Below are 14,708 nucleotides of genomic sequence, written 5' to 3'. Positions count from 1 at the left end.
TGAGGAGGCGTCATGTCCAAGCCGAAGGTTCTGCTGACGGGCCTGGGGATTCCCGAGTCGCCGCGGTGGCACGAGGACCGGCTGTGGTTCTGCAACTGGATCGACAGGGAAGTCGTGGCCGTCGACCTTGACGGCAAGTCGGAGGTCGCCTCCGTACGGGGCCCGGTGCCGATGGGGTACTCCATCGACTGGCTGCCCGACGGCAGGCTGCTGATGACCGGGGACAAGTTGCGCCGTCAGGAGCCGGACGGGTCGACGGTCGTTGTCGCCGAGCAGGGTGGCAACGAGATCGTCGTGGACGGGCGCGGCAACATCTACATCAACGGGGCGGACTTCGACTTCGCCGGTGGCGGCGCGCCCAAGCCCGGCTACATCAAGCTCGTCACGCCAGACGGCGAACTGCGCCAGGTCGCCGGCGACATCCAGTTTCCCAACGGCATGGTCATCACGCCCGACGGCCGGACGCTGATCGTTTCCGAGTCGTTCGCCGGGCGGCTCACCGCGTTCGACATCGATGCGGACGGAGGTCTGTCCAACCGGCGGATCTTCGCCGACGGCGTCGCCCCGGACGGCATCTGCCTGGACGCCGAAGGCGCGGTGTGGGTCTCCGCCGGCGGGTCCTCGATCGCCCGCGTCGCCGAGGGCGGCCACATCCTCGAACGCATCGAACTGCCGGAGGAGCGGGCACCGTTCGCGTTGATGCTCGGCGGTCCGGACCGGCGTACGTTGTTCGTCCTGACCGCCGAGTGGCGCCAGCCCGATGGCGTCACGGACAACCTCCAGCGGCTGACCACCGGACCTCGTACCGGACAGATCCTGACCTTCTCCGTTTCTGTGCCTGGCGTCGGCAGGCCCTGATCAAGATCACGGAACGGCCCGAAGCAGCCGGTCTTCGGGTTGTGGTGGGCCGTAACGCCCGCGTTGGCACGCTCAAAGTCGAAGGACGCTGACGGAGCAGCACCGATCGCGCTGGGTCCGGACGGGAGGTAGCTACTCTCTCGCCGGGCTCCGGTCCTCGCTCAAGGTGCTCTCCCGGCGTCATAAGCGACACCGTCTGCGTTTCCCGCCTTACCGATCATCCCAGCAGGTGCCACGGCAGGACGATCGGCGAGGCCGGGAGGTCCCCGACCGCGAGCCGCGCCACCAGAGGGCCCAGATCCCGGGGTACGACCTCCTCTCCATCCGGGGGCGGCCCGGCCAGCTCGGCCTGGGTCCACCAGTGGAAGCGGTCGGTCACCGCCCGCTCCTCCTCGTCCATACCGGAGGTATCCACGTCCAGCCCATTCACACGCAGCACAAAGTAGAAGTCGCGGGAGAAGAAGCGCCTCCTGCCCTCGGACCACGGGCCCTCGCTCGTCGCCACCACCGGGCCGAGTGCCTCCGGGGCCACGACATGCCCGAGTTCCTCTCGCAGTTCCCTGGCGGCGGCCTGCTGCGCGCTCTCGCCAGGATCCACGCCTCCTCCTGGCGTGAACCAGGCGTAGCGTAGGCCCTCTACCTGCAGAAACCTGCCCCGGTAGAGCAGGATCCGGCCGGCAGGGTCGATCAGCAGAACCCGGGCTGACGCCCGAGAGATCACTTCGCTCATCGCGTCATCTCCATACGGATGCTCAGGATGGTGATATGAGGGAGAGAGAAGACCTCGGTCAGGGTGGGGATCAGCGCATTGCGCTCATGGCGCGTTCGATCTTCTCACTCGGGTACGGCGTTGTCCTGCGGGTGCCGTACAGGTCCCAGTAGAAGTCGTTCATGGCCGCCGCCACGGGTGCGTACCGGCGGATGACTGCGGCTACAGCCGGCGGGGCACCAGCGGGGTCCGTGCCGTCCGCGCACGCGCGGATGTATTCGTTACGTTCTGCCGGTATGCCGTTCTGCGGCACCTTCACCCCGCAGATATTGATGACGAGCCAGTTGACCAGCCGCATCAGCGCGTAACCGATGTCGTGGGTACGGTTGCGCTCCAGGAACTCGATCTCCTGCGCGGACAGGTCGAACCGAGGGGAGGTCGCCAGCGCGAGGTCGGCGATGTACAGGCGTTCACCGTCGGTGAGGATGTTGCCGAAGTGGCCGTCGAAGTGCATCAACTCCTGGCCGAGTTCCCGACGCCGACCTTGCTGAGATGGTTTCGGGCCGGCGACGCCGGGCTGGTGCCAGGACAGCAGGGGTTGGGATGTCGAAGGTGATCGTTACCATCGATAAGGGCGGAGCGACATCCAGCCGAGTCCGTGCTGTCAGAACTCTCCAGCCCTCAAGTATGAGGATCCGTACCGACACGCAATTGAATGGAAGACTGTGGACTACGAAACTCTTCAGGCCGTCCGCTTTTTCATCAAGGATCGCTATTTCCACACGCTTGATAACAATTTACCGGACGTCGGAAGACTGTTCAGGGAGAGCACTGTTATAACCTTTGATGGTGGGACGTTCGTAGGCGAAGACGCTCTCCCGGATTACCTGGCCAGCCTCACCGAATCCAACTCGGGCTATTCCGCCCGCACTGTGGCCGTCGACGCGCATCTCCTGGCGGACGGCACTATACTCGCTTTGGCGAGAGGACGCTGCATGCAGAATGGCGAGATGGGGCATTTCGTTCAGACGTTCATCCTCGTACAGGATGGCGACTCATACTACGTCGCCCATGGCATCTACCAAGATATTGGTGATGAGTAACGGTGAAACCTGTGGGTCGGCCGGGAAAGAGTGCACCTTCCCGGATCATCCGATGACACTTTCGACATGAGGCGGATCTTGCGGCGTCCGCCGGCTCTTCGCTGATCAATCAGATCGTCGGTGAGGGCGCCCCCAGGAAGTGCGTCGACCGCTACCGCGCCGGGCTCATCGTCTGACTCCGCGACTCCATCCAGTACTACACCGGCGTAGCCGAGGCATACGCACTCTGGGGCAAGACCGACCGCGCAATACGAGCCTTGCTCATCGCCAAAAAATAGCGCCTTCTGAAGTACGACGCTCCGGTACCCGCCAGGTCATCACCGAGCTACTTCGCCGGGATCCCCACAGCAAGCTATCCGGCCTGCGAGGACTCGCCCGGCGCGTCGGCGCGGCGTCACCCTCTAAGTTACTCCGGTGACACTTCGCGATCATAGCTCGGACCTGCGCTGGTAGCGGCAGAGCGCGGCCCTTCGCCTTGGGAGGGTTGCACCTTCATCAAGAAGAGTCGCTGGGTCATCGATTGAGCACTCCGTGCGATCCTCGATCAGACTGGACACGATCATGTAAGCCCTTGGGCATAAGAGAGAATGGCTCTTGCCGTTCGCGGAGCCTGGGGTTGGCTTCATCGGCATCGTCAGGCCTGTCTGGCACGGTCCAACGCCAGATGGGCCACTGGATGCCGACCATAGGACGCGCTTCAGACGATTTCCTGATAGGAGAAACTCATGGCAGAGTCGAACGACAGGCAGAAACGTGTCACCATCACGCTGGAATATGTGGCCACCGAGGACACCGATTACGACTATGGCAGCGCGTTCTACGTCGCGGGCGGAGCGGCCACCGGCCCCCGGTCCGGCTCCAAGCGTAAGGCACTTCTGACCTGTCCGGTCACGCTTGACGACGTCGGTCGTGACACTGCGGGTTCTGGCCGTTTCGAAGGTGGAGATTGTATAATATTCGACGACGACGTATATGTCGATGACTTCGTCGAATTTGGCCTCCTATTCCGCACGTACACCACCGACTTTGGCGACGAAGACACGCTGCAGTCATTGGCTTCTACGCTTGCTGCACACATCGAAACTGCGGTCGAATCCCTGACCTCCGTCGCCAACGGCGCGGTTGCCGGGGCTATTCTTGCCGCCACGCCACCGGCGCTGGCCATTCGGTCGACCCTCGGTGAGGGTGACACCATCTTTGGGACGGTGCAAAAGAGAGTGAACGTAGCCGACTGGCCGGATGGGGACAACGAATATATGTGGACGCTCGCAGATCAGAGTTGGAAGCACGATAAAGAAAGAGGGGAATTCGCGAGCCGTCAGTGGACCTACCACATCACCTACAAAGTCGATGTGCAACCTGTGCTGACGTGAGCCTCTGGCCCACTGGACTCGTCATAGCCCTATGCAGACCATTAGGACCCGCCTCCGGGATGGCCATGATCGCTTAGTGCAGGTAGCCAAGTGGGTGCGGTGGGACCGCCTTCCCGTCAGCCATCACCCAGGGCTCAGCCAACCATGTCATGGCCAGGGGGAAAGATCGTTGTTCCAGTAGGGAGCTCCATCTCTCCCCCTGCCATGACATGCTTCCTTACCGTGGGCGACGACAGACGGGAAGGCTGGGAGGCGAACCCTTGTCGCCGGGAATCCCCTCCACACCACCCGAATAGCTTGGCCCGTGTATGGTCACCGACAGTGAGCGTCCGTGAGACTCTACGGGACACCCTGATTCCGCCTTTCCCGTCTTTTCCCAGTTCAGGGCCGCAACGCTCTCTTTCCAGCGTCCATAGACGACCTATGTTCTTCTGTGGACACGCTTACTTTGCGACATGTCCAGCCGTGTGTCTTGCAGGTCCAATGGCAGGCACCCTTCGTGATCAACTTCGCGTGTCAGACGCTATACCCGTCGGGATGGGCCTTCCGGATTCATTCCGCGGCGATCTTGAGTGGCCGGGATCCGCTTGAGTTTCCGGTACGTCTTCGGGCCGTCACCAGGCGGACGGGTTGACCTTCACGTATGGGTCAACCCCTACCGTCGTCGGCATGGACGCACCTTCGAAAAGCACGACATTCTCCCGCACCGGACTGGAGGTCCGGCTTGTCGCGCGCCCGGAGGGCCTGCCCGATCCCGGCGACTTCGAGATCGCCGAGGTCGCTGTCCCTGATCCCGCAGTGGGTCAGGTACTGGTCCGCAATCTGTTCATGTCGCTCGAGCCCGGCATGCTCATGTTGATCGCGGGGATCTGGGCCAGGCGGTCAGCGGCCGCAAGCCGTACACCTTTCTCGCGCCGGCGGACGACGCCGCCCAAGCCTTCCCCGCCGACACCCTGGCCCGGCTGCGCGAGATCAAGCGCCGGCGCGATCCCTACGGCGTCTTCCGCGCCAACTTCCCCGTCCTGGACTGAAAAGAGCACCAACATGCTGAAAATCGCGACTGCCGCCGCGCTGGTGGCCGCCCTGGCGGCGGCACCGGCACCCGCCGACGCGGCGACCGGCAGGTGGGCGGCGGCCTGGGCGGCCGGCGTCCAGCAGCCGTCGGCCGACGTCTGGTATCCCACCTGGGCGGAGAAGGGCTTCGCCGACCACTCCGTACGGCAGGCGGTCCGGGTCACCGCCGGCGGCTCGGCGGTCCGGATCCGGCTCTCCAACGCCTACGGCATCGCCCCGCTCCGGCTCACCGGCGCCAGCGTGGGCAAGGCCGGCGCGGGCGCCGCCGTACAGGCGGGCACGCTGCGCCCGCTGACCTTCGCACACGCCGCCTCCGTCGCCGTCCCCACCGGCGGGCAGGCCGCCAGCGATCCCGTCCGGCTCGCGGTCGAGCCGGGAGAGCGGCTGACCGTGACGCTGTACTTCCGGGGCGCCACAGGACCGGCCACCTACCACAACCTGGCCATGGCCACCTCCTACCGGGCCGCCGGCGACCACACCCGCGACCTCGGCCCGGCCGCCTTCGAGACCAACAGCTCCTGGTTCTACCTGTCGGGAGTGGACGTGTACGGCGGCGAGGCCGCGGTGGCGACCTTCGGCGACTCCATCACCGACGGATACGCCGCCACCCAGGACGCCGACGACCGCTACCCGGACGCGCTGGCCCGCAGGCTGAACGGCCGGCGGCCGGTGCTCAACCTCGGCATCGCCGGCAACCGCCTGCTCAACGACTCGGCGTGCCTGGGCGAGCGCGGGCTGACGCGCTTCCGCTGGGACGTTCTGGGCCAGCCTCGCGTCAAGACCGTGATCGTGCTGGAGGGCATCAACGACATCCTCCTGGGCATGCAGGACCCCACCCCCTGCACCACCCCCGCGGTCAAGGTCAGCGCCGCCGACCTGATCGACGGCTACCGGCGGCTCATCCGCACCGCCCACGCGCGAGGCGTCCGGATCGTCGGCGGCACCCTCCTGCCGGCCGGTCTCCCCGGCGAGGCCGAGGCCGTCCGCGACGCGGTCAACGCGTGGATCCGGACCGGCGGCGAATTCGACGCGGTCGCCGACTTCGAGCGCGCGGTCGCCGACCCCGCCGACCCCGATCGGATCCGGCCGGCCTTCGACAGCGGAGACCACCTCCACCCGAACCCCGCCGGCTACCGGGCCATGGCCGACGCCGTCGACCTGCACACCCTTTGAGGGCTGGGTGATCAGCGCCGGGGATAATGCGCCTTGGCGTAGTCGTCCCGCGCCTTTTCGCACGCCTCGACCTCCGCCGCCGGTCGGCAGTCGAGGTAGGCGGCCGTCACCGGCCGGCACATGTCGCTGCCCGAGCCGATGCTGTGCGCGTGCCGGCATCTCTGGTACTGGATGTCGCCTTCGATGCAGAAGCGACGAGCGATCTTCGCGCCGTTGACGCTCCGCGTCTGGCAGGCGCGGTAGACCGGGGCGGCATCGGCGCAGATTTTCCCGCCGCCCCGATAGAGGCAGGCGGCATACCTCGCGGATCTGTCGCACCGGAGCGCCGACCTGCCCAGGAACCGGCAGTACCGGTAGGCCTCCCCGACAGGCTCCGCGCCCTCGGCGCACGTGTGCGGCAACGGCCGGATCACGTCGGCACGGCTGCAGTCGGCCAGGAAAGCCTGCTGGTCGCGGTGGAGGGCGTCGCTGTCGCGGCACCGGCGGCCGGCGAAGCCGGACGCCGCGCAGCGCTCGTACGTCGCCTCTTCCTTCTCGCATCTCTTCTCGTCGGGGGCGTCCTCGCAGGACTTCACCAGCTCCGGGTCCTTGGTCTCCCGGGCGCTCGCGACCACGGGCGCCGCCGGGGTGGGGGATTCGCGTTCCGGGCTCACCTCGTCCGTGCCGTGGCTGAGATATACGGAAGCCGTGGCCACAGCTATTACCGCGAGGACGCTGTATGAGCGGGCCCGCCTGCGACGGCTTTCGATTGTCATCGTCACGCTTTTTTCTGGATAGCCCGCTCGATTCCCTTGCAGATCATGCCATAAACGTTGCAGTGAGACCGGGCCTCTGGTTTCGGGCGGCCGAAAACAGGGACCGGTAAACGGAAATAGCCTAAGGCCGATCCCGAACATAAGGTGGACGCCTGCCATTCCGCGCGCGAAAGGGTGACGATGATCGAGACATTGTTCGATGAGGACTATTTCCGTGACCCGCATCCCGTATTCGCGCGACTCCGCGAAGGGCGCCCCGTCTATCGCACCGCGACCCCGCAGGGCGTACGGGTCTGGGTGGTGAGCCGGTACGAGGACGTCAAGGCGGCCTGCACCGACCCGCGCCTCAGCAAGGACTTCACGAACAACCCGGACATGATCAAGTCGAACGAGCTGGAGGGCGGCGACAGCAGCGGCTACGAGGCCGTGGTGCCCCACAACATGCTCTTCGTCGACCCGCCCGACCACGCCCGCCTGCGGCGGCTGGTGGGCAAGGTGTTCACGGCGGGCCGCGTCCAGGCGTTGCGGCCCCGTGTCGAGCAGATCAGCGCGAGCCTCCTGGACAAGGTGGGCCCGGAGTTCGACCTGCTGCACGACTACGCCGTGCCCCTGCCCGCCATGGTGATCGGGGAGCTGCTCGGCATCCCCGAGAACGACTGGCCGCAGCTCATCAAGTGGTCCAACACCACCATCGAGGGCGCCGTACTGGATCCGCAGGTGGTCGTGCGGGCCGCCACCGAGTTCATCACCTACCTCGGCGAGCTCTGCGAGGCCAGGCGGGCCGCGCCGGCCGATGACCTGTTCAGCGCGATGGTGCAGGCCCAGGACGAGGAGGGCGCGCTGAGCGGGCGGGAGCTCGTCGACACCGCGTTCCTGCTCACGGTCGCCGGACACGAGACGACCGTGCACCTGATCTGCAACGGGGCGCTCGCGCTCCTGCGCCACCCCGACCAGCTCGCCAAGCTCCGCGCGGACCCCGGGCTGCTGCCGGCGGCGGTCGAGGAGTTCCTCCGGTACGACGGGCCGGTCAGCACGTCCACCCTCAGGTTCACCAAGGAGCCGGTCACCATCGGCGGCACGGAGATCCCGGCGGGGCAGCTCGTGCTGGTGTCCTTCCTGTCGGCCAACCGGGACGCGGCGCAGTTCGCCGACGCCGATCGCCTCGACGTCACCCGCGCTCCGGGCCAGCACGTCGCGTTCGGCCACGGCATCCACTACTGCCTCGGCGCCCCGCTGGCCAGGACCGAAGGCGCGGTGGCCTTCCGCCACCTGCTGGAGCGTTTCCCCGGCCTGCGGCTCGCCGTCCCCGAGGAGCGGCTGGCCTGGCGTCCGGGGCTGCTCATGCACGGCCTGACCAGCCTCCCCGTACGGAGCTCATGAGGCGGGGTGAAGCACGCCGCATTCGACGCTTGTGTCCGGGTCGTGGATCATGGAGGGCCGAGTGGCTGAAAGGTGCTGTGCATGCGTTACCGTCTGCTGGGCCGGACCGGGCTCAGGGTCTCCGAGCTGTTCCTCGGCGCGATGACCTACCGCGAGGTGTCGCCGGAGGCGCGGCGCATCCTCGACCTGTACGCCGAGTCCGGCGGCAACGTCGTCGACACGGCCTCCATGTACGGTGAGAGCGAGAACGTCGTCGGCGAGCTGCTCCAAGGACGCCGTGACCGTTTCGTCCTGGCCACCAAGTACACCGGCACCCGCGACCGCACCGACCCCAACGCCGCCGGCAACCACCGCAAGAACCTCGTGCTGTCGCTGGAGCAGAGCCTGCGCCGGCTGCGTACCGACTACGTCGACCTCTTCTGGGTGCACGTCTGGGACCGGCACACCCCGATCGAGGAGACGATGCGCGCGCTGGACGACGCCGTCCGCGCCGGGAAGATCCTTTACGCCGGCATCTCGGACGCCCCGGCCTGGCTGGCCAGCCGGGCCAACACGCTGGCGGAGTGGCGCGGGTGGACGCCGTTCGCGGGGTTGCAGGTGCCGTACAGCCTGCTGCGGCGGGACGCGGAACGGGAGCTGCTGCCGATGGCGCAGGCGTACGGGATGAGCGTGACGGCGTGGGGAACCCTCGAGCGCGGCGTGCTGTCGGGCAGGTACAACGAGCCCGGCGCGCCGGCCTCCCGCGTGTCGCCCGACTCCCTGAGCGAGCGGGACCGGACCGCGGCGCGCGCGGTCGTCGAGGTGGCCGGCGAGCTGGGTGTCACGGCCTCGCAGGTGGCGCTGGCCTGGGTGCTCGGGCGTGGGGTGCATCCGATCGTCGGGGCGAGCAGCGTGGACCAGCTCAAGGACAACCTGGGGGCCTCGGGGCTCGTGCTGCCTGAGGAGGCGGTGCGGCGGCTGGAGTCGGTGGTGGAGTTCGAGCTCGGCTTCCCGCGTGACTTCGTCGAGGAGGTGGATCGGAGCCCGGCCATCTACGGCGATGCCGTCCACCTGCTGGACGGCCGCTGACCGCCAGGCCCCATGGCTCAGGGCATCGGGGTGACGGTGGGGAGCAGGGTGCGGGCCAGGCGGTAGGCCTCGGTGAGGTCGTCGCCGCGGTAGTCCAGAGCGGCGAGGTCGGCGAGGTGGTGGTCGGCGTTGACGGCGACGGTGTGCGGCAGGTGGCGGAACAGCGGCGCGTCCGACATCGAGTCGCCGTAGGCCAGGCACTGCTCGCGGCCGAGCCCGAGCCGGGCGCGGGTGCTGTCGGCGATGCGGACCTTGTCGGCGGGCGTCAGGACGCCGCCGGGGTCCAGGGGCGCGGTGAAGGGCAGGGGCGGGAAACTGGAGGCGGCGACCTCGTCGAAGCCCAGCTCCAGCAGGTGGCGGGCGAAGAAGTCCGGGGCCATGGTGATGACCAGGGAGTGTTCGCCGCGGGCCCGGATGTCGGCGCAGACCTCGGCGATGCCGCCGAGCCAGGGGGCGGCGGCATAGGCGGCGGCCACGACCTGGGGGGTGAGGTCGGCCCAGAGGCCGGGGAGGGCGGCGGAGAAGCCCCGGGTGTCGAGCTCGCCGGCGGCGAAGCGGGCCTCCATCTCGAGGAGCCGCGGCGTGGTGCCGGTGTGGCGGGCGATCTCGAGACTGGCGGTGGATCCGGCCAGGAGGGTGCCGTCCATGTCGAAGATATGCAGGATGCCCATGGTTGTCCGATTATGTCAGGGCACCCCGCTCGGAGATCAGACGGTGTTCAGCTTGCGGAGGGCTCGGCCACGCTTCGAGCTCGAGCGGGGTGAAGACGTCGGCGGACAACGTGAGCGGCCCCGGAAGATCATGCTCCACCCGCGTGGAGAACTCCGGCCGATCCACAGCATCCCCTCACTTGAAAGGTTGCCTGGTAAGTTGCCAGCCAGACTTTCTTGCCAAATCGAGTGTGTCAAGAGAGGGAAATGTAAATTACGTCGCACATGTCCTGTCGGACGTGCCGGAAACCTGTCAGGCAACCTGACTTTACGCCGCCGCACGCGGGCACGACGAAGACCCGCCTGTCGCCAAGGCGGGTGCGGACGTGGGTCAGCCGTCGGTGGCGGCGGCCCCCAGGATCTCGTTGCGGTAGGTCAGAAGGTGCCGGCGCCACACCTCCGCCGCCTCGGCGGCATTGCCCTCCCGGATGTGCCTGATGACCGTGCGCGACTCCTCGACGTGGCCGTCGCGGGCACTGGCCTCGGCCGGCGCGCGGCGTCGCAGCTCCTGCCACAACGGCCCCGCGACATGCCGCAGCGCCTCTTCGAGGGCCTGTTCGAGCAGGGGGTTGCGGGCGGCGCGGGCGATGGCCCGGTGCACGGGCAGGTCGCTCGCGTAGGCGCCGGTCTCGGCGTACTCGGCCTCCAGCTTGGCCAGCGTGGTCTCGAGCAGCTCCAGGTCCTCCGGGTGGCGCTTCTCCGCGGCCAGCGCGGCCAGGGCGGGCTCGATCGCGAGCCTGGCCTCGAACACCTGCGGCGGCAGCACCTCCACGCCCCAGGTCGCCACGGTGGCCGCGGTGCCGGTGATCACCGTGCCCCTGCCCTTGTGGGACTTGGCCAGCCCGGCGAGCTCCAGGGCGGCGAGCGCCTCCCTGATGGTGGGCCTGCTCACCGCGAAGTTCTGCGCCAGCTCGCGCTCGGAAGGCAGCTTGTCACCGGGTTTGAGCTGCTCGTCGCGGATCGCCGCGACGAGCTGGTCGGCGACTTGGACGGCCGCGCTCCTCTTGACCACCGGAGTCACCGAGAACCCCGCGCTGCCACCTGTCACTACTCGATGCTCCTCATTTGTGACCATTTGTGCGCTCGTTGGGATCATATCAAGCGGCCAGGCAACCTGACATGCTGACCAGCGACCACTGTCATACGGAGCTCAGCACGGCGTCTCGCCAAGGTCAACCACCGTGGCCGTGGTCGGCATCCTGCCCAAGGACGCTTGGGACGGCTATGACCGGCCCGATCGCGGCTGGCACAGGGTTTGCGTCCGCACTGCCATGACGTTGCCCGCCACGGGTAGCAATAAGCCGAGGCCTGCGAGGGCGCGCACGGGTGACGAGGTTTGTGGAAGCTATGGGGGCGATGGCGCGGTCACGTGCGGGGAATCTGCCACTGGAGCTCACGAGCTTCGTCGGTCGCAGGAACGAGATCGCCGAAGGCAAGCGCCTGCTCACCTCCGGCCGGTTCCTGACGCTCACCGGAGTCGGCGGGGTGGGCAAGACGCGGCTGGCACGGCGGATCGCCGCCGAGATGTCACGCGAGTACGGCGACGGGGTCTGGCTGGTCGACCTGGCCCCGCTGGTGGCGGGTGCGCTGCTCACCGAGACGGTCGCCGACGCCGTCGGATGCCCCCGGCAGGATCCGGCCTCCCTCGCCGAGTACCTGCACGACAAACGGCTGCTGCTGGTGCTGGACAACTGCGAGCACCTGCTGCCCCAGGTCGCCGCGCTGGCCGGCGACCTGCTGGCGATGGCCCCCGAGCTGCGCGTCCTGGCCACCAGCCGGCAGGCGTTGCACGTCCCGGGGGAGCTGATCCTCGAGGTCCCGCCGCTGAACGTGCCGGGGACGGCCGAGATGTCGATGGACGGCGCCCTGGAGAACGAGGCGGTGCGCCTGTTCGAGGACCGGGCCGCCTCGGCCGTGCACGAGTTCAGGGTCACCGACGCCAACAGCGCGGCGGTGGCGCGGCTGTGCCGGCGGCTGGACGGCATCCCCCTGGCCATCGAGCTCGCGGCGGTGAGGGTGCTGGTCCTGTCCGTGGAGCAGATCCTGGAGCGCCTCGACGACCGGTTCCGGCTGCTGACGACCGGGCCCACCACCGCGCCGCCGCGCCAGAAGACGCTCCGGGCGCTGGTGGACTGGAGCTATGACCTCTGCTCCGAGGAGGAGCGGACGCTGTGGGAGCGGCTGTCGGTCTTCTCCGGCGGCTGCGGCCTGGACGCGATCGAGCACGTGTGCTCGGAGGGCGGGATCGCCCCGGAAAGCCTCATGGACCTGCTGACCCAGCTGGTGGACAAGTCGATCGTGCAGCGCCGCGGGCAGGCCTCCGACGTGCGCTTCGAGATGCTCGACACGCTGCGCCAGTACGGATGGAAGCGGCTGGTCGCCTCCGGCCAGGACCAGGCCCTGCGGCTGCGCCACCGCGACTGGTGCCGCCGGCTGGCGGCTCGGGCGGAGGACGAGTGGTTCGGCGAGCACCAGATGGACTGGCTCGGGCGCCTCATCCAGGAGCAGGGGAACGTGCGCTCCGCGCTGGAGTTCTGCCTGGGCGCGCCGGGCGAGGCGTGGGCCGCGCTCGAGATCGCCGCCGCGATGTGGAGCCACCGGCTCTCGTGGAGCTCCCCGAGCGAGGGCCACCACTGGCTGGAACGGGCGCTGGCGCAGGAGTCCGGCGCCAGCGCCGGGCGGGCCAAGGCCCTGTGGGTCGACGCGTGGCTCGTCCTGCTGCGGGGCGACCCGCAGGCCGCCAAGCCGCTGCTGGAGGAGTGCCAGGCGCTGGCGGAGCGGCTTCGGGACGAGGCCCAGCTCGCCGGCGCACTGCACATCACCGGGTTCGCCGCGTTGCTGGCCGGCGACTTCTCCCGGGCCATGAAGCTCCTCGACGAGGCGCTGACCCGCCGCCGCGCCCTCGGTCACCGGGGGCACGCGTGGGTGGCCCTCTTCCAGCTGGCCATGACCGCCGTCCTCATGGACGACCCGCGGTCCACGGCGCTCTGCGAGGAGGTGCTGGAGACGGCCGAGCGCGCGAACGCCGAATGGTCGATCTCGTACGCGCTGTGGGTAGCGGCCCTCGACCGGCGGCGCCAGGGCGCGCTCCGGGAGGCCGTGACCATGATGCGGGACGCCGTGCGGCTCAAGGTCCGCTGCAACGACCACCTCGGCCTGGCCCAGTGCCTGGAGGGGCTGGCCTGGATCCTGGCCGACGACGAGCGGTACGAGCAGGCCGCCCAGATGCTGGGCGCCGCCCACATGGTCTGGCAGTCGATCGGGACGTCGCTGCCCGGCCTCGGGCACCTGGTCGGCGCCCACGACCGGTGCGAGTCCGGCCTCCGGCGGAATCTCACGGAGCGGGCGTTCAAGGCGGCCTTCGACCGCGGCGCGGCGCTCACCCCCGAGCAGGCCGCCGCGTACGCGCTGGACGAGAAGCCCGCGCGGCGCGCGGAGAGCGCCCAGCCCGAGTCCGACGCCACGTCCCTCCTGACCCGCAGGGAGCGGGAGATCGCCGACCTGGTCGCGAAGGGCCTGAGCAACAAGCAGATCGCCGAGACGCTGGTCATCGCCCAGCGCACCGCGGAGTGCCACGTCGAGAACGTCCTGCGCAAGCTGAACTTCTCGTCCAGGTCGCAGATCGTCAAGGCGTGGGAATCGCGCCACCCCGATGGCGAGTGACCCGCGTCCCAGGCCGGGATCGGCGGCGGACCCGGATCCGCTCGTCCGGATCCGGGGGCTGCGCAAGAGCTTCGGCGGCATCCACGCGCTGTGCGGAGTGGATCTCGACCTCCGCCGCGGCGACGTCCTCGCCCTGCTCGGCGCCAACGGCGCGGGCAAGTCGACGCTGATCAAGATCCTGGCCGGCGTCCACCACGCCGACGGGGGAGAGGTCGTCGTGGCCGGCCACCCCCTGGGCAGCCAGGCCGCCTCCGCCGGAATGGCGTTCATCCATCAGGACCTCGGCCTCGTGGAGTGGATGACCGTCGCGGAGAACATCGCCCTCGGCAGGGGATACGCCCGGCGCGGCGGCCTCATCTCCTGGCGCGCGGTACGCCGCAGCTGCGTGGACGCCCTCCGGATCGTCGCCGCCCGCCTCGACCCGGACGAGCCGATCGCCCACCTGACGCGGGCGGAGCGCTCGCTGGTCGCCATCGCCCGCGCGCTGGCCACGCACGCGCGGATCGTCGTGCTGGACGAGCCGACCGCCTCCCTGCCCGCCGCCGAGTGCGAGCGCCTCTTCGACGTCCTGCGCACGCTCCGCGATCGGGGCCACGGGATCCTGTACGTCAGCCACCGGCTGGACGAGGTCTACCGGATCGCCGACCGGGTCGCCGTCCTGCGCGACGGACACCTCGTCAGCCAGGGACCGCTCGCCGGCCGCGACCCGGCCGATCTGGTGCGCGAGATCGTGGGGCGCGAGGAAAGGCAACTTCATCGCCGACTTCATCGGGGATCCGCTGGTGACGTTCTGACGAGGAAGACGTCGCCGTTGCCCGGCGCGTCGCCGCCCTTCGGGACGC

Annotated in this window: 14 protein-coding genes and 1 pseudogene; 10 read left to right on the top strand and 5 right to left on the bottom strand. The window is 68.7% G+C overall.

Features of this window, described 5'->3' with window-relative positions:
- Positions 1-12: 12 nt before the first annotated feature.
- The gene (locus ACWEPL_RS37530) at positions 13-858 is read left to right on the top strand and encodes an SMP-30/gluconolactonase/LRE family protein (RefSeq protein WP_452438972.1); all 846 of its coding nucleotides are present in this window, start codon (positions 13-15) and stop codon (positions 856-858) included.
- A gap of 217 nt (positions 859-1,075) precedes the next feature.
- On the opposite strand, the gene ACWEPL_RS37525 is transcribed toward ACWEPL_RS37530, so the two are convergent.
- The gene (locus tag ACWEPL_RS37525) at positions 1,076-1,588 is read right to left on the bottom strand and encodes an NUDIX hydrolase (protein WP_397373732.1); all 513 of its coding nucleotides are present in this window, start codon (positions 1,586-1,588) and stop codon (positions 1,076-1,078) included.
- Positions 1,589-1,658: 70 nt separating this feature from the next.
- Positions 1,659-2,081 carry a hypothetical protein gene (locus ACWEPL_RS37520; RefSeq protein ID WP_452438971.1) on the bottom strand — a complete coding sequence of 141 codons (423 nt, stop codon included), beginning with the start codon at positions 2,079-2,081 and terminating at the stop codon, positions 1,659-1,661.
- Between the two features lie 211 nt (positions 2,082-2,292).
- Between ACWEPL_RS37520 and ACWEPL_RS37515 the strand changes: the two genes are divergently transcribed.
- From ACWEPL_RS37515 to ACWEPL_RS37495, 5 genes and pseudogenes are all read left to right on the top strand, one after another.
- Entirely contained in the window at positions 2,293-2,670 is a 378-nt protein-coding gene (locus tag ACWEPL_RS37515; RefSeq protein ID WP_452438970.1) for a ketosteroid isomerase family protein, read from the top strand.
- Between the two features lie 725 nt (positions 2,671-3,395).
- Positions 3,396-4,043, top strand: a complete 648-nt coding sequence (locus tag ACWEPL_RS37510) for a hypothetical protein (protein ID WP_452438969.1) — start codon at positions 3,396-3,398, stop codon at positions 4,041-4,043.
- 669 nt (positions 4,044-4,712) lie between these two features.
- Positions 4,713-4,832, top strand: a pseudogene (locus tag ACWEPL_RS37505) (hypothetical protein); the annotation flags it as partial.
- 80 nt (positions 4,833-4,912) lie between these two features.
- The gene (locus ACWEPL_RS37500; protein WP_363972935.1) at positions 4,913-5,074 is read left to right on the top strand and encodes a fasciclin domain-containing protein; all 162 of its coding nucleotides are present in this window, start codon (positions 4,913-4,915) and stop codon (positions 5,072-5,074) included.
- A 13-nt stretch (positions 5,075-5,087) separates the two neighbouring features.
- Positions 5,088-6,290 carry an SGNH/GDSL hydrolase family protein gene (locus ACWEPL_RS37495; RefSeq protein ID WP_452439014.1) on the top strand — a complete coding sequence of 401 codons (1,203 nt, stop codon included), beginning with the start codon at positions 5,088-5,090 and terminating at the stop codon, positions 6,288-6,290.
- Positions 6,291-6,301: 11 nt separating this feature from the next.
- Here ACWEPL_RS37495 and ACWEPL_RS37490 read toward each other — a convergent pair whose 3' ends face one another.
- A complete protein-coding gene (locus ACWEPL_RS37490) occupies positions 6,302-6,985 on the bottom strand; it encodes a hypothetical protein (protein WP_452438968.1) in 684 nt (227 codons plus the stop codon).
- Between the two features lie 240 nt (positions 6,986-7,225).
- On the opposite strand from ACWEPL_RS37490, the gene ACWEPL_RS37485 reads away from it, so the two are divergent.
- Entirely contained in the window at positions 7,226-8,425 is a 1,200-nt protein-coding gene (locus ACWEPL_RS37485) for a cytochrome P450 family protein (protein WP_363972623.1), read from the top strand.
- 81 nt (positions 8,426-8,506) lie between these two features.
- Positions 8,507-9,493, top strand: coding sequence for an aldo/keto reductase (locus tag ACWEPL_RS37480; protein ID WP_452438967.1), 987 nt, complete (start codon positions 8,507-8,509; stop codon positions 9,491-9,493).
- A 17-nt stretch (positions 9,494-9,510) separates the two neighbouring features.
- On the opposite strand, the gene ACWEPL_RS37475 is transcribed toward ACWEPL_RS37480, so the two are convergent.
- Entirely contained in the window at positions 9,511-10,164 is a 654-nt protein-coding gene (locus ACWEPL_RS37475; protein WP_452438966.1) for an HAD family hydrolase, read from the bottom strand.
- 370 nt (positions 10,165-10,534) lie between these two features.
- Positions 10,535-11,251, bottom strand: a complete 717-nt coding sequence (locus tag ACWEPL_RS37470; RefSeq protein WP_452438965.1) for a FadR/GntR family transcriptional regulator — start codon at positions 11,249-11,251, stop codon at positions 10,535-10,537.
- Between the two features lie 308 nt (positions 11,252-11,559).
- On the opposite strand from ACWEPL_RS37470, the gene ACWEPL_RS37465 reads away from it, so the two are divergent.
- Positions 11,560-13,866 carry a LuxR C-terminal-related transcriptional regulator gene (locus ACWEPL_RS37465; RefSeq protein WP_452438964.1) on the top strand — a complete coding sequence of 769 codons (2,307 nt, stop codon included), beginning with the start codon at positions 11,560-11,562 and terminating at the stop codon, positions 13,864-13,866.
- Positions 13,856-14,708, top strand: an 853-nt coding sequence (locus ACWEPL_RS37460; RefSeq protein WP_452438963.1) for an ATP-binding cassette domain-containing protein, incomplete at its 3' end; no start/stop codon positions are given. The genes ACWEPL_RS37465 and ACWEPL_RS37460, both read left to right, overlap by 11 nt.

The sequence above is a fragment of the Nonomuraea sp. NPDC004186 genome, assembly GCF_053603495.1.
This window is presented reverse-complemented; position numbering and strand designations above follow the sequence as displayed.